General features: G+C 42.8%; 12 protein-coding genes. 4 read left to right on the top strand and 8 right to left on the bottom strand.

Going from position 1 to position 13,545, the window contains the following annotated elements:
• Window positions 1-12: 12 nt before the first annotated feature.
• The 3 genes from P3L56_RS15595 to tesA form a co-directional block, all read right to left on the bottom strand.
• Window positions 13-870: a co-chaperone YbbN gene (locus P3L56_RS15595; protein ID WP_042848109.1), complete on the bottom strand. Its 858-nt coding sequence runs from the start codon at window positions 868-870 to the stop codon at window positions 13-15.
• 60 nt (window positions 871-930) lie between these two features.
• A complete protein-coding gene (locus tag P3L56_RS15590; protein ID WP_210831551.1) occupies window positions 931-1,734 on the bottom strand; it encodes an SDR family oxidoreductase in 804 nt (267 codons plus the stop codon).
• A 79-nt stretch (window positions 1,735-1,813) separates the two neighbouring features.
• On the bottom strand, window positions 1,814-2,455 hold the full coding sequence (tesA, locus tag P3L56_RS15585) for a multifunctional acyl-CoA thioesterase I/protease I/lysophospholipase L1 (RefSeq protein WP_042848104.1): 642 nt from the start codon (window positions 2,453-2,455) through the stop codon (window positions 1,814-1,816).
• On the opposite strand from tesA, the gene ybbA reads away from it, so the two are divergent.
• From ybbA to P3L56_RS15570, 3 genes are all read left to right on the top strand, one after another.
• Entirely contained in the window at window positions 2,423-3,109 is a 687-nt protein-coding gene (gene ybbA / locus P3L56_RS15580) for a putative ABC transporter ATP-binding protein YbbA (RefSeq protein ID WP_042848102.1), read from the top strand. The two genes, tesA and ybbA, sit on opposite strands and share 33 nt — an antisense overlap.
• The gene (ybbP, locus tag P3L56_RS15575) at window positions 3,106-5,553 is read left to right on the top strand and encodes a putative ABC transporter permease subunit YbbP (protein ID WP_048608057.1); all 2,448 of its coding nucleotides are present in this window, start codon (window positions 3,106-3,108) and stop codon (window positions 5,551-5,553) included. The genes ybbA and ybbP overlap by 4 nt, the downstream gene beginning before the upstream one ends.
• Window positions 5,554-5,767: 214 nt before the next feature.
• The gene (locus P3L56_RS15570; protein WP_198860852.1) at window positions 5,768-7,138 is read left to right on the top strand and encodes an esterase-like activity of phytase family protein; all 1,371 of its coding nucleotides are present in this window, start codon (window positions 5,768-5,770) and stop codon (window positions 7,136-7,138) included.
• A gap of 129 nt (window positions 7,139-7,267) precedes the next feature.
• On the opposite strand, the gene P3L56_RS15565 is transcribed toward P3L56_RS15570, so the two are convergent.
• The 5 genes from P3L56_RS15565 to ppiB all read right to left on the bottom strand — a co-directional run bounded on the left by P3L56_RS15565 (window position 7,268) and on the right by ppiB (window position 11,603).
• Entirely contained in the window at window positions 7,268-8,506 is a 1,239-nt protein-coding gene (locus tag P3L56_RS15565) for a CynX/NimT family MFS transporter (RefSeq protein ID WP_129466313.1), read from the bottom strand.
• A gap of 119 nt (window positions 8,507-8,625) precedes the next feature.
• Window positions 8,626-9,708 (bottom strand): 5-(carboxyamino)imidazole ribonucleotide synthase, encoded by a 1,083-nt coding sequence (purK, locus tag P3L56_RS15560; protein WP_042848094.1) that lies wholly within the window; start codon window positions 9,706-9,708, stop codon window positions 8,626-8,628.
• Window positions 9,708-10,223 carry a 5-(carboxyamino)imidazole ribonucleotide mutase gene (gene purE, locus P3L56_RS15555; protein ID WP_048608054.1) on the bottom strand — a complete coding sequence of 172 codons (516 nt, stop codon included), beginning with the start codon at window positions 10,221-10,223 and terminating at the stop codon, window positions 9,708-9,710. The genes purK and purE overlap by 1 nt, the downstream gene beginning before the upstream one ends.
• A 149-nt stretch (window positions 10,224-10,372) precedes the next feature.
• On the bottom strand, window positions 10,373-11,098 hold the full coding sequence (gene lpxH / locus P3L56_RS15550; protein WP_042848091.1) for a UDP-2,3-diacylglucosamine diphosphatase: 726 nt from the start codon (window positions 11,096-11,098) through the stop codon (window positions 10,373-10,375).
• A gap of 10 nt (window positions 11,099-11,108) precedes the next feature.
• Entirely contained in the window at window positions 11,109-11,603 is a 495-nt protein-coding gene (ppiB, locus tag P3L56_RS15545) for a peptidylprolyl isomerase B (protein WP_042848090.1), read from the bottom strand.
• A gap of 269 nt (window positions 11,604-11,872) precedes the next feature.
• Here ppiB and cysS point away from each other — a divergent pair, with 269 nt between their 5' ends.
• On the top strand, window positions 11,873-13,261 hold the full coding sequence (cysS, locus tag P3L56_RS15540; protein WP_129466312.1) for a cysteine--tRNA ligase: 1,389 nt from the start codon (window positions 11,873-11,875) through the stop codon (window positions 13,259-13,261).
• Window positions 13,262-13,545: the final 284 nt, after the last annotated feature.

Below are 13,545 nucleotides of genomic sequence, written 5' to 3'. Positions count from 1 at the left end.
TCGACCTCTTAATTAATAAAGTAATGAATAAACTTGGCGGCGATATTTACTTGCTAACGCATCGCCAGTACCCATTGCTGACATGATATCCATCATAGTTTTTTTAACGGCACCTTCACCAGCGCCCAAATCTTTACGTAAGAAGCCAAATAATAATTCCAGTGCTTCTTCATTACGGTTCACTTCATGGAGTTTTAATGCCAATTGTACTGCTAAATTTGTATTTTGTGGTTCTTGGTTAAATTCATCCTGCAATTGTTGAATTTCTGGGGTATCTGCAGCTTGTTTCAGCAATTCAATCTGAGCAACTAAACCTTGATAACGGCTGTCTTTATCTTGTAATGGAACACTATTTAGGGTGATTTGGGCATCATCAACTAAGTTTAAGCTAATTTGTGTTTCTGCCAATAATAGTGTGATGTCACTATTTTTAGGGTTAAGTTGGTTAGCTTCTTTTAATAATGGTAATGCTTCTTGTGCTTTACCTTCCGCGATTAGCTCCGCGGCTTGTGCCGCTTTCATTTCTTCTGGGCTAGGGAGTACCCGAGATAAAATTTCTAGCACAACCTCTTCAGGTTGTGGCCCTTCAAAGCCATCGACGGGGCGACCATTTTGCAATACATAGACGGTTGGGATTGCTTTTAAGCCAAATTGACCTGCAATCATTTGTTCTTCATCACAATTAACTTTAGCTAAAATAAATAAACCTGCATAGTCATTGGTGATTTTTTCCAACAGGGTACCAAAATCTTGGCAGTGTGGGCTGCGAGGGGACCAAAAATAAAACATGACAGGTAAGTTCATTGATTGTTCAATGACTTGATGCAGGTTAGTTTCGTTGATATCGATAATTTGAGCGTTAGCAAACATAAGGTATCTCTTTAGAATTTTTTTAACATTAATAGTAGAGTGGGGCTGATTTTGCTTTTTTCAAGCCTTTTTCCCCTGATTTGCCAGTATTTTATCCATTAATTTGTCGGGTAGAATACGTTTAAGTATACGCACGGCAACGGTTAATAATGTGACTGAATAGCGTACTTTGGGGTGTGGGCTTTCTAAAGCATGGATTAGTTTCTCAACCACATGCTCTGGCGTTAATGTAAAGCGAGAAGCAATCCCTGGGTTTTTAATGGGTTTATCTTTTTGAGTTTGTTCGACATTTTGGGTAAATGCAGTATGAATAGGGCCGGGTTCAATTAAGCTGATAAATACACCGCTACCTTTTAGCTCTAATCGTAATGCATCTGACCAAGCTTCAAGGGCATATTTACTGGCTGCATAGGCCCCGCGGCCAGGGGTCGAAATAATGCCCATTACGGAGCTAGTTTGAATTATTCGGCCTTCATGGTGCTCTAGCATGGAAGGGAGTAATTGTAAGGTAAGCTGGTGGACACCAAAAAAATTGGTGGAAAATTGCGCTTCGAGTTGCTCGCGACTAATGCTACTTAAAGGCCCATATACGCCAAACCCTGCGTTATTGAATAATCCGAAAAGCCGATGGTTACAGAGAGATAATACAGTTTGTGCCGCAGCATCTATGCTATTGTTATCATTAAGATCAAGGGAGACCGTGTCATAGCCAAGTGCTTGAAGGCGTAAAATATCGCTTTCTTTTCGACAAGCGGCAATAACATGGTAACCACGCTGGCGTAGGGTTTGTGCAGCACAAAAGCCAATACCACTCGATGCTCCGGTAACCAAGATTGATTTTTTGTTTCGTGCTGATGTTTGCATAACTTTACCTTGATTCCATGCAATTTAAATTATTTCGAGTATAAAAGAGGGCTTTTATACTCTGAGTTTAGCCATTATTTTACTGCTTAGGCGGTAAAATATGCGCAGAAAGTTGCTTTTCCATAAAATCAGCAATTGATGGTTGGGCTTCTACTGTAGGATGAATACCATCTTGTTGTATCCATTCAGGCTTTGTAATCACCGTTTCCATATAAAATGGTAATAAAGGTATTTTATTATTTTCAGCAAGTTTGGGATAAACTTTTTCAAAGCTTGTTGTATAACGTTTTCCATAATTGGGTGGAATACGAATTTGCATTAAGAGCGGTTTTGCACCAGATTGCTCTATTTGGTCGATAATTTGCTGTAAATTAGTTTCGAGATCCTCAACAGGGAGGCCTTGTAAGCCATCATTGGCACCTAATTCAATCAGAACCCAGTTTGGTTTGTTTTGTGTAAGTAAGGTAGAAAGGCGTTCAAGCCCTTGTGCTGAGGTATTCCCACTGATGCTGCCATTAATAACTGCAATGGGCGGTGACAGTTTCTGCCAACGGTCGGCAAGTAGCGAGGCCCAAGCCTGCTCAGCCGGTAAACGGTAGCCTGCACTCAGGCTATCCCCTAAGATCAATAACTTAGTTGACGCCAGTGCGTGTCCACTCGCGGTTAGTAACAGGAGAAAAACCAATATATGTCGGCGAATAATATTCTTGAAGTTCATCATCTCATTAAACGTGTTGGTCAAGGTGAACATGAACTGACTATATTGCAAGGTGTTGAGCTAATTGTCGAGCCCGGTCAAACAATTGCTTTAATTGGCGAGTCTGGATCTGGAAAATCGACCCTATTGGGGATCATCGCAGGCTTAGATGATGGTTCTAGTGGCACGGTTAGTTTACTAGGGCAAGAGCTAACCCGCATGGATGAAGAACAACGTGCGCGTTTACGTGCTGAAAGTGTCGGTTTTGTTTTCCAGTCTTTTATGCTTATTCCAACATTAAATGCGGTTGAAAACGTGCAGCTACCTGCCTTATTACGTGGTGAATCTGAATCAAAAAGCTACCAACAAGCCGCTGATTTACTGGCTGAATTAGGGCTAGGGAAACGCCTTAATCATATGCCGGCTCAGCTTTCAGGAGGGGAGCAGCAACGGGTTGCATTAGCTCGCGCTTTTAATGGGCGCCCGAAAATTTTGTTTGCAGATGAGCCAACGGGGAATTTAGACCGCCATACTGGGGATAAAATTGCTGATTTATTATTTGCTATGAATAAAGACCATGGCACAACCTTAATTTTAGTCACTCATGATAACGAATTAGCCGCTCGTTGCCAGCGTCGTTTACGGTTAGTTGATGGGCAATTGAGGGAAGAAATATGATTTGGCGTTGGTTTTGGCGTGAATGGAAAACACCATCGCTACTTATTGTTTGGCTTGCATTGACGCTTGCTGTTGCCTGCGTATTAGCGTTGGGGCGCATTAGTGATCGTATTGAAAATAGTATGAGTTACCAAAGCCGTGAGTTACTGGCTGGTGATTTAGTTTTACGTTCTTCACACCCCGCTGACCCAAAATGGTTGCAAGAAGCGAAAAATACAGGGCTACAGCTGAGCCAGCAGATTTCATTTTCGACGATGGCATATGCAACCGAAGATGAAGATGCAAGGCCGCAACTGGTACTAGTCAAAGCCGCAGATAACGCTTACCCACTCTATGGTGGGTTAGTAACTGAACCTGAAGGCTTACAGCCTAGACAAGGGCAGGTTTTAGTTGCACCACGGCTACTTGAGTTATTGGGACTTAAAGTTGGAGATAGCCTCGATATTGGTGATGCCACACTTAAAATTTCAGGTAAATTGCTCCAAGAACCTGATAGCGGTTTTAACCCATTTCAAATAGCGCCAAGGGTATTAATTGCGATTGAAGATGCACCATTAACAGGGGCAATTCAATTGGGGAGCCGTTTAACATATCGCGATATGTTTGCTGGTGATACCGACATGGTCAGCAGTTTTCAACAAAAATTTGATCAACAGCTCCGAAGTGACCAACGTTGGTATACTTTAAGTGAGAATAACGGGGCGGTCGGAAAAACCTTCCAGCGGGCGCAACAGTTCTTGTTACTGTCAGTTTTATTAACCTTATTGTTAGCCATTGCCGCGGTAGTGGTTTCTATGACCCATTATTGTCGCAGCCGTCACCAGTTAATAGCAGTGCTTAAAACCTTAGGTGCAGGGCGAAATGCGTTACGGAAATGGATTATTGGCCAATGGTTGGTGATCTTAATTGCTGCGGCACTACTCGGCTCATTATTAGGGTTGGCTTTTGAAGGCATTTTAATGCAAATCCTTGGGGCCATGTTACCGAAAGAACTTCCATCAGCAAGCTTAATGCCTTGGGTTTGGGCTGTAGGTACCCTATTTATTATTGCTATTATTGTTGGTAGCCGGCCTTATTACCAACTTATGGCAACTCAGCCTTCAAGGGTATTACGGGATGATGCTCAGTCTCCTGTTTGGCCACTATATTATTATTTACCTATCGTAGTATTCATTGTTGTTGGTGGTTTATTTATCTTTGCGGGGGTAAACCCACTGTTATGGTCGATTCTAGCAGGGATTGTGGTTGTTGCTATTTTATTGGCTTTAATTGGTTGGCTAGGGCTATGGGGGCTTCGACATATTAAATTCCGCCAGCTTAGCTTACGTCTTTCTGTGAGCCGGTTACTAAGGCAACCACTACAAACGATTACTCAGATGAGTGCATTTTCATTATCGTTTATGTTATTGGCGTTATTGATCTTAGTGCGCGGTGATCTTCTTGATCGTTGGCAGCAGCAACTTCCTGCGGATAGCCCTAATTATTTTTTGATCAACATGAATCACTCACAGCTTGAGCCTGTGACAAAATTACTTGCACAGTACCAAGTTAAACCGACAGAGTTTAACCCTGTGGTACTTGCACGCTTAACGGATATTAACGATCAATCTGCTATTGAATGGGCAGATGAGCGAGATCCCAATAATAATACGGTTAGGCGTGAATTAAGTTTAACATGGCAATCGGAATTAGCCCCTGCGAATGTAGTGGATGAAGGGACGTGGCCACCTAAAGCGGGTGAAGTTTCAATTGAACAGACGGTGGTTAAAGAGCTAGGTTTAAAAATCGGCGATAAACTTACTTTTAACGCAGGTGCTCAGGTGTTTTCGGCAACAGTAAGCAGTATTCGTACTGTTGATTGGGAAAGTTTACGGCCAAACTTCTATTTTATTTTTTCAGAAGAAACGTTATCGGCCATGCCAGCAACTTGGCTAAGTAGCTTCCATTACGAAGGCGATGGTCAGTTATTGACACAACTTAGTCGTCAGTATCCAACTATTAATGTCCTTGATACTGGGGCGATAATCACACAGATCCAGCAAATTCTTCAGCAAGTCAGCCAAGCTCTTGAAGTAATGGTTGTGTTGGTTATCTTCTGTGGAATACTGTTGCTATTAGCGCAGATCCAAGTGGGAATGAGCCAGCGCGAACGTGAGTTGGTTGTTTATCGCACCCTCGGTGCAAGTAAAAAACTGATGCGAAGAACACTGTGGAGTGAATTTGCTTTACTTGGTTTAATGGCGGGTCTTGCGGCTGCATTTGGCGCAGAAATCGCGTTATGGTTACTGCAAAGTAAAGTATTTGATTTTCCATGGCAACCCGAGTGGCGTATGTGGGTATTACTCCCTTTAAGTGCCGCCTTATTGTTATCTATTTGTGGCGGGTGGCTGGGGCTGCGTCTGGTTGGAACAGGAAACCAGCACAGGCGGCTACCAAATAGTTAACAGGGTGATTTTTAGCGTTAGGCGGTCTGTAATGCTAAAGGTTAACTTAAATAAAGGGGCAAGTATGAGTGCTGTTTGCTTGCCCTTAATCATAGCAGGCCGTTTGTTGGTGTCTCTAGTCAAATAACTGTCTTTAATTCATCACAAAATTGTCATTCACTATAGTTATGATTCCGCTGTCTATTATTGATGGTCATACAGTGGAAATATAACAATGCAATATAACAATTCTATTAAGCGTAAGTTCGGTTCTTTATCTTTGTTGGCAAGTTTAATTACTTTTAGCATTTCAGGGTTCGCTCAACAGGAAGTACCAGCAACGCTGGCTGGGCATTCTATTTTGCCTGTTGATTCAACGGTTTCAGCGCCACACAATGCGCCTTCAGGTTTACAAGTTAGCGGTAAATTTACTACGGGGACTCGTGTTGATACTCTCGGTAAAGTCGAGGGTAAATCTGCTGATCGACCAACAGGGATGTCTATTCCAATTAAAGGTCAACCGCGGCAAGGTCATTCAGGTATCAAGCATATGGCTGATGGTACTTATTGGGTTTTGACTGATAACGGCTTTGGTAACAAAGTAAATTCACCAGATTCTATGTTATATATCACGCAATATGATATTGATTTTAAATCAGGTAAAACGACACCATTGAAAACCGTTTTCTTCCATGACCCAAATAAAATTATTCCTTTTCATATTATTAATGAAGACTCAAAAGAACGTTATCTGACGGGAAGTGATTTCGACCCAGAAAGCTTTCAGTTTGCTGATGGTGCGTTATGGGTAGGTGATGAATTTGGCCCTTATTTAATCAAGATGGACCTTGATGGTAAAGTCTTGGCATTGTTTGAAACCCAAGTGAATGGGGAAAAAGTGATTTCTCCAGATCACTACCAAGTAACAACGCCAGGCAAACCATCTGATACAGTGGCTTTTCAAGTTAATCGCTCAAAAGGTTTCGAAGGGATGGCATCATCACCGGATGGCTCAAAATTATATCCGATGCTAGAAGGGGCAATTTGGGACGATAAAAAGCAAGACTATGAAAGTGTGGATGGTAAGCGAGCCGGTCGCATTTTGGAATTTGATGTCAAGAAACAAGGTTGGACAGGCAGAAGTTGGTTGTATGTCTTTGAAGATAACCAAAATGCGATTGGTGATTTCAATTTAATTGATGATACCCACGGTTTAATTATTGAGCGTGATAATGGCGAGGGGACAGCTGACAAGGCATGTGCAGCGGGTAGTAGTAAGACTGAAAATTGTTTTAGTCATTTAGCGAAATTTAAACGCGTATATCGCATTGAGTTCTCGGATAAAAATGTAGGCGGTGCGGTCGATAAGCAAGCATATATAGATTTGATGCAGATTAAAGACCCGAATAACCAAGCAAGAAAAGCGTTAAACGAGGGCGTATTTACCTTCCCATTCTTTACTATTGAAAATGTGGATATTGTGGATGATGAACATATTATTGTGGGGAATGACAATAATTTCCCATTCTCATCGAGCCGTGACCCGAATAAAGCGGATGACAACGAATTTATTTTACTGAAAGTCCCTGAGTTACTAAAACCTTAATTTATTTTATGCCACTTTAACACGATGTTGGGTGGCATAAACTGATACGCATGTGTTGATCCAATATCTGGTCTTTTAGCTTATTTTCCCTTGGTTTTAATCTTTCCCGAGCTAGAGTCTCGGGATTTTTTATTGAGTATTGAGTACAGGGGGCTTCATCATCAATGTTAGCAGTAAAATAACGACAACAGGGGCAGCAATAATTAAAAATGCTGGGGTGAAGCTGCCTGTAAAATCTTTTATTGCGCCAGCGATAAAAGGGGCCAAACAGGCAATAGTAGAAATTAAATTTACCACGGAAAACAATTCTAAATAAGGGCCACGACCAAAATAGTTAGACAGCAGAACACTCGATGCAAGGAAGGTCATACCATACCCAACACCGACACACAGTACGAATAAAATGAGCCATAACCAAGATGTCGCAATGCTTAGGAAAACCACGCCAAGTACCATAATGATTAGACTACCAATTAATAGTTTTTTAGGTTCTAACCATTCACCAGCAGCTCCACCAATAAACCTTGAGAATGCATTAACAAATGCCATTGTACTAAGTAATGAAACTGCAACGGTCATACCAAACCCGCGTTCCTCAATATGTGCCACGGCAAAGCTGTTGACAGTAATGCCACACCATAAAAAAGAGGTGTAGGTTGCTGCAATTAAATAAAATTGCCATGTACGCAGTGCTCTGCCGACAGTCCATACTTCAGCAGTACGATAAATGGGTTTATTGGCATCACTCACTTGTTTTTGCATCACTTTTTTTGCATGAGCTTGTTCTTGTTTGCCTTCGCGCAACATAAAAATCGTGATTAAAGTAACAATGCTCAGGTAAACGGCGCAAAGTACCCAATGCATACGCCATGAGCCGAGCTGATTAGAGGCATAAAAGTAGATCCATGGGCCTGCTACGCCACCTAACCCGCCTATGGTGAAATACATCCCAAAGGCGAGAGATTGTTTTTCAAATAACCGTGAGAGGACATAAGTCCCTGGAACGGTAGCCAGTAGGGTAAAACCTATCCCAATTAGTGCTGTGCCAAGAAAATAAGTACTGATGGTATGTGTGGAGTATAAGTTATAAAAACCCGTGATAAAGACCAATGTTCCCAACAGTAAAGTGGTGCGTACCCCCATTTTACGGATAAGAAGTGAAGGGAGAAAACTGGCGAGACCACAGGTTAACCCGAGTAAAGTAAAACCGAAGCCTGCTTCGCTCCAGCTCCATTTAAGTTCGCTTATCATCTCCGGTAGTACCACACCCAAAGAGGTAAAGGTTGTTGCGGTGGCTAAAAAGTAAACCAGCCCTAAAAGGATGAGAATGCACCATTGATAAAGCGGACTAAAAGGCTGCGAGGACATATTAACTCCGGTAATGCCGCACACCTTGAAACCAGGATACGTATTGATTGGGTGACGGCCAAAAATAGCAGAATGCCCGAAAACATGTTCGGGCATCGATTAAGCGTTATTTTCGCTATTTATTGCTGAGAGTGCCAGTCTAATTTTGCATTTGCCCACTCAATGCCACTTTTGTACTCATTTGGTAAAAGCGGAATTAGGCTATTAAGGGTTGAAATAAGTTGCTGGTAATCATTATGGGCTAAATTTAAATGACCAACTTTACGGGCAGGGCGTACTTCTTTTTCATACCAGTGTAGGTGAATAAGCGGTAGTTTAAGCCAGTCAAGGTTGATATTAGTGCCAATAAGGTTGACCATAACCGCAGGGCTATAAACCTCAGGGGATGGCATCGGCAAGTTTAAAATTGCCCTTAAATGTAATTCGAATTGGCTAATGGAGGCACCGTTTTGAGTCCAATGCCCACTATTATGAACGCGAGGGGCAATCTCATTGATAAGTAAGTTATCGCCAACCACGAAACATTCCATTGCCATGACACCGATATAACCTAATTCATCCATGACTGCACTTAACATCGCCTGCGCTTGCGCTTGTAATGGAGTAGCAGATTTAGGGAAAGCGACGCTGGTACGCAAGATCCCTTCTTGATGGAGGTTATGGGTGATTGGGTAGAAAACGGACTCCCCTGCTTGGTTGCGTGCGCCAATCACAGACACTTCGCCATCAAAGGGAATGCCTTGCTCAACGATGCACTCACCATAAATTTCTGCGGGCAATTGAGTTTCATCGCCGGGGCGCACTCTCCATTGCCCTCGGCCATCGTAACCGCCAGTTCTACGCTTGACGATGAGAAAGTCCCCTAACGTAGCGAATAGCTCAGGCCATTGTTCTGGTGACTCAAGCCGTGCCCAAGGCGCCGTTGCAAGCTGCAAGCTATCAAATAGGCTTTTTTGTGGGAACCTATCCGCTAGGCGTGGAAAAATATCACGATTAATAAAAGCGTTATGACGTGCGAGTTCTTTTGTTAATGGGGTTTCAGGCCAGCGTTCAATTTCCGCAGTGATCACGCTTTGTTGATAAGGAACCGCCTCAGGTTCCGCATCAAGGCCAACAGGAAAAACAGCGATACCTAATGGCTCGCCCGCTTGGCGAAGCATTCGGCCTAATTGGCCATTACCAAGAACGCAGACGGGCTTCATTAGGCTTCCCTCGGATCTGGGTTGTTTAACACATCATCAGTTTGCGTCGCACGCCATGCAGCGAGGCGATTGAAAACGACGGAGTCACTGATTGCGAGTACTTGAGCGGCTAATAAAGCCGCATTGGCAGCGCCTGCTTTGCCTATAGCTAAGGTCCCAACGGGGACCCCTTTGGGCATTTGTACGATAGAATAGAGGCTATCGACGCCACTGAGTGCAGCACTTTGTACAGGAACGCCAAATACAGGAACTAAGGTTTTCGCTGCTAACATACCCGGTAAATGAGCGGCTCCGCCAGCACCGGCAATAATCACATCAAAGCCATTTTCTTTCGCATTTTCAGCGAAAGAAAACAGTTTGTCTGGGGTGCGGTGTGCTGAGACTATTTCGACATGAAAAGGGAGTTGGAGCTCGGTTAACACATCAGCAGCATGCTGCATGGTTGTCCAGTCACTTTTCGAACCCATAACAATGGCGATTTTTGCCGCAGATTGATCAGAAGCTTGGGCAGTCATTTGGTGCTTTCCTGTATTGAAAAAAACGTCACCCGAAGGCGGAGAATTGAATTGTGTCGATCATATCACGACAAAGCAGCAAGGAAAACGTTTGCGTGATTAATAAATAGGCAATCAGTTGTGTTTACAACCAAGAAGTTGCAGAAGCGTTATTCGAATGGGAAGAAAATGAGTTCGATACCTTGTTGATTGATAACAAAGGCAGAACCTTCATGATGCCATGCACCTAACACGCCACGAAAATGAACTTTACCACCAATATTGATTTCATGAATAGCAGGGCGGTGGGTATGACCGTGGATCATCCATTGGGCTTGGTGCCTTTTTAGTGCGTCAATAACCGCTTGAGGATTAACATCCATGATGGATTCTGCTTTCATACTGCTTGCATACTGGCTATTTTGGCGCATTTTTTGGGCAATGCGGCGGCGAATAAATAAGGGAAGTGCAAGAAAAATACGTTGAACCCATGGAGTATGGACTTTTTTACGGTAGTTTTGATAAGCGGCATCATCAGTGCATAAAGTATCACCGTGTAAAATCAAAATGCGATTACCATAAAGTTCCAGCAATGTTTCTTGGGGCAAAATAGTCATGCCACATTGTTTGGCGTAACGTTTACCCATCAAAAAATCCCGATTTCCGTGAATGAAATAGCAAGGGACTCCCTGACTTGTCAGTGTTTTTAATTCGTTAGCAACAAGTTGATGAAGCGGGCCTTGATCATCATCACCCACCCAATAATTAAAAAAATCACCGAGGATATACAGGCTATCGGCGTGGATGGCTTGCTGTTGAATAAAATTAATAAAACCGGCGGTGATCGCCGGTTCATCTTCACTCAAATGCAAATCTGCAATGATATAAGTGGACATGCGCTCAGGCTTACTCGCTAACTGTCACTTTCTCAATGATTACATCTTCACGAGGAACGTCTTGGTGGAACCCACTGCGACCAGTCGATACCCCTTTGATTTTGTCGACAACGTCCATGCCTTCAACAACCTCTGCAAATACGCAGTAACCCCAGCCATCAGGGCGCTCTGAGCGGAAGTTTAAGAAGTCATTATCAACAACGTTAATAAAAAATTGTGCGGTTGCAGAATGTGGGTCGTTGGTACGAGCCATTGCTAATGTACCACGGCTGTTTTTGACACCGTTGTTAGCTTCATTTTTGATAGGAGCTTTAGTGTTTTTTTGTTCCATGCCGGGCTCAAAACCACCACCTTGGATCATGAAACCATTAATAACACGATGGAAAATGGTATTATTGTAGAAACCTTCACGACAATAAGTTAAAAAGTTTTCGACTGTGACGGGGGCTTTATCGTCAAAGGTTTTGATAACAATGTCACCGTGATTGGTATGAAATGTAACCATAATAGCTATCCTGAATAATTGTTTTTTATGCGCTATCTTGCGAAAGCGTTGAGATCAGCAAGTTTATATCACAGATAAAACCTGACTTGAAGCAGCAGTACGCATTGTAGCTGTTTTATAGCATAATAGGTGCGTCTTAAATACAATGAAAAAACCGATAGTAAAGGTCGGTTAAACCCTTGCATTCTTAAGGTGAACGGGGTTCAATAACATGATATTTTATCGATAGAAATCGATAATCATTTTTCAAATAAAATGGAAAAGTTCAGATGCTGCAAATTTTTAATACACTAAGTCGTCAAAAAGAAGAGTTTAAGCCCATCCACGCAGGTAAGATTGGGATGTATGTGTGTGGCATCACTATCTACGACTTGTGTCATATCGGTCATGGCCGTACATTTGTAGCGTTTGATGCAATTAGCCGTTATTTACGTTATTTAGGTTATGACTTGAATTATGTTCGTAATGTGACTGATATTGACGATAAAATCATTAAACGTGCGGCGGAAAATAATGAAAGCGTTGAAGCGCTGACAACGCGTATGCTGGCTGAAATGCATAAAGATTTCGATGCTTTAAATATCTTGCGCCCAGACAGCGAGCCACGTGCAACACGCCATATTAGTGAAATTATTGAATTAACCCAAAGTTTAATTGAACGTGGACACGCGTATGTTGCAGGTAATGGCGATGTCATGTTTGAGGTAAAAACTGACCCGAATTATGGCTTATTGTCGCGCCAAGATTTAGAACAACTGCAAGCGGGTGCACGCGTTGAAGTTGCGGATGTTAAACGAAATCCAATGGATTTTGTGTTGTGGAAAATGTCCAAACAAGGTGAACCTAGTTGGGAGTCACCTTGGGGGTTAGGTCGCCCAGGCTGGCATATTGAATGTTCCGCGATGAATAGCAAAACGTTAGGTAACCATTTTGATATTCACGGTGGGGGCTCTGACTTAATGTTCCCACACCATGAAAACGAAATTGCACAATCTACCTGTGCCCATGATGGCCCATATGTTAATTATTGGATGCACTCAGGGATGGTGATGGTTGATAGAGAGAAAATGTCTAAATCTCTCAATAACTTTTTTACTATTCGTGATGTGCTTGAGTATTACGATGCAGAAACGGTACGTTATTTCTTGTTATCTGGTCATTATCGTAGCCAACTCAATTATACCGAAGAAAATTTAAAGCAGGCTCGTACAGCACTTGAGCGCATGTATACCGCATTACGAGGCACCGATAAATCAGCTGTACCAGCTGGCGGTGAAGAATTTAAAGCTCGTTTTATTGAAGCGATGAATGACGATTTTAATACTCCAGAAGCCTATTCTGTATTGTTTGATATGGTACGTGAAGTAAACCGCTTGAAATCAGAAGATATGTCAGCGGCCAATGGGATGGCGGCACAACTTCGTGAGCTAGCCGGTGTTCTAGGTTTGTTAGAACAAGACCCAGAAAGTTTCCTAAAAGGTGGCGCACAGACTGAAGATGATGCAGAAGTGGCAAAAATTGAGGCATTAATTCAACAACGTTTAGATGCGCGTCAGAATAAAGATTGGGCACAAGCGGATGCGGCGCGTGATGAACTTACTGCAATGGGGGTGGTGTTGGAGGATGGTGCGGCTGGCACTACGTGGCGTCGCAAATAATACGCGTCATATTTCGCGCTGTGGCGGTGTTGCCATCACTTGGCTACTTGGGTCACATACTTTTGTATGCTCCCCAAGTTATCCGCGTTCGGCGCCTAGCCACAACGCGAACTATTTAGCGTATTAATAAGTGTTAATTTCACGCTGTGGCGGTGTTGCCATCACTTGGCTACTTGGGTCACATACCTTTGTATGCTCCCCGAGTTATCCGCTTTCGGCGCCTAGCCACAATACGAACTATTTAGCGTATTAATAAGTGTTAATTTCACGCTGTGGCGGTGTTG

This window comes from Providencia sp. PROV024 (genome assembly GCF_032709665.1).
In the GTDB taxonomy this organism is placed as follows: Bacteria; Pseudomonadota; Gammaproteobacteria; order Enterobacterales; family Enterobacteriaceae; genus Providencia; species Providencia huashanensis.
The sequence above is the reverse complement of the archived record's forward strand: the minus strand, read 5'-3'. Positions and strand labels throughout refer to the sequence as shown.

Coding starts and splice junctions, on each gene's coding strand:
- P3L56_RS15595 (WP_042848109.1), bottom strand. CDS start 870: ATGTTTGCTAACGCTCAAATTATCGATATCAACGAAACTAACCTGCAT.
- P3L56_RS15590 (WP_210831551.1), bottom strand. CDS start 1,734: ATGCAAACATCAGCACGAAACAAAAAATCAATCTTGGTTACCGGAGCA.
- ybbA (WP_042848102.1), top strand. CDS start 2,423: ATGTCGGCGAATAATATTCTTGAAGTTCATCATCTCATTAAACGTGTT.
- tesA (WP_042848104.1), bottom strand. CDS start 2,455: ATGATGAACTTCAAGAATATTATTCGCCGACATATATTGGTTTTTCTC.
- ybbP (WP_048608057.1), top strand. CDS start 3,106: ATGATTTGGCGTTGGTTTTGGCGTGAATGGAAAACACCATCGCTACTT.
- P3L56_RS15570 (WP_198860852.1), top strand. CDS start 5,768: ATGCAATATAACAATTCTATTAAGCGTAAGTTCGGTTCTTTATCTTTG.
- P3L56_RS15565 (WP_129466313.1), bottom strand. CDS start 8,506: ATGTCCTCGCAGCCTTTTAGTCCGCTTTATCAATGGTGCATTCTCATC.
- purK (WP_042848094.1), bottom strand. CDS start 9,708: ATGAAGCCCGTCTGCGTTCTTGGTAATGGCCAATTAGGCCGAATGCTT.
- purE (WP_048608054.1), bottom strand. CDS start 10,223: ATGACTGCCCAAGCTTCTGATCAATCTGCGGCAAAAATCGCCATTGTT.
- lpxH (WP_042848091.1), bottom strand. CDS start 11,098: ATGTCCACTTATATCATTGCAGATTTGCATTTGAGTGAAGATGAACCG.
- ppiB (WP_042848090.1), bottom strand. CDS start 11,603: ATGGTTACATTTCATACCAATCACGGTGACATTGTTATCAAAACCTTT.
- cysS (WP_129466312.1), top strand. CDS start 11,873: ATGCTGCAAATTTTTAATACACTAAGTCGTCAAAAAGAAGAGTTTAAG.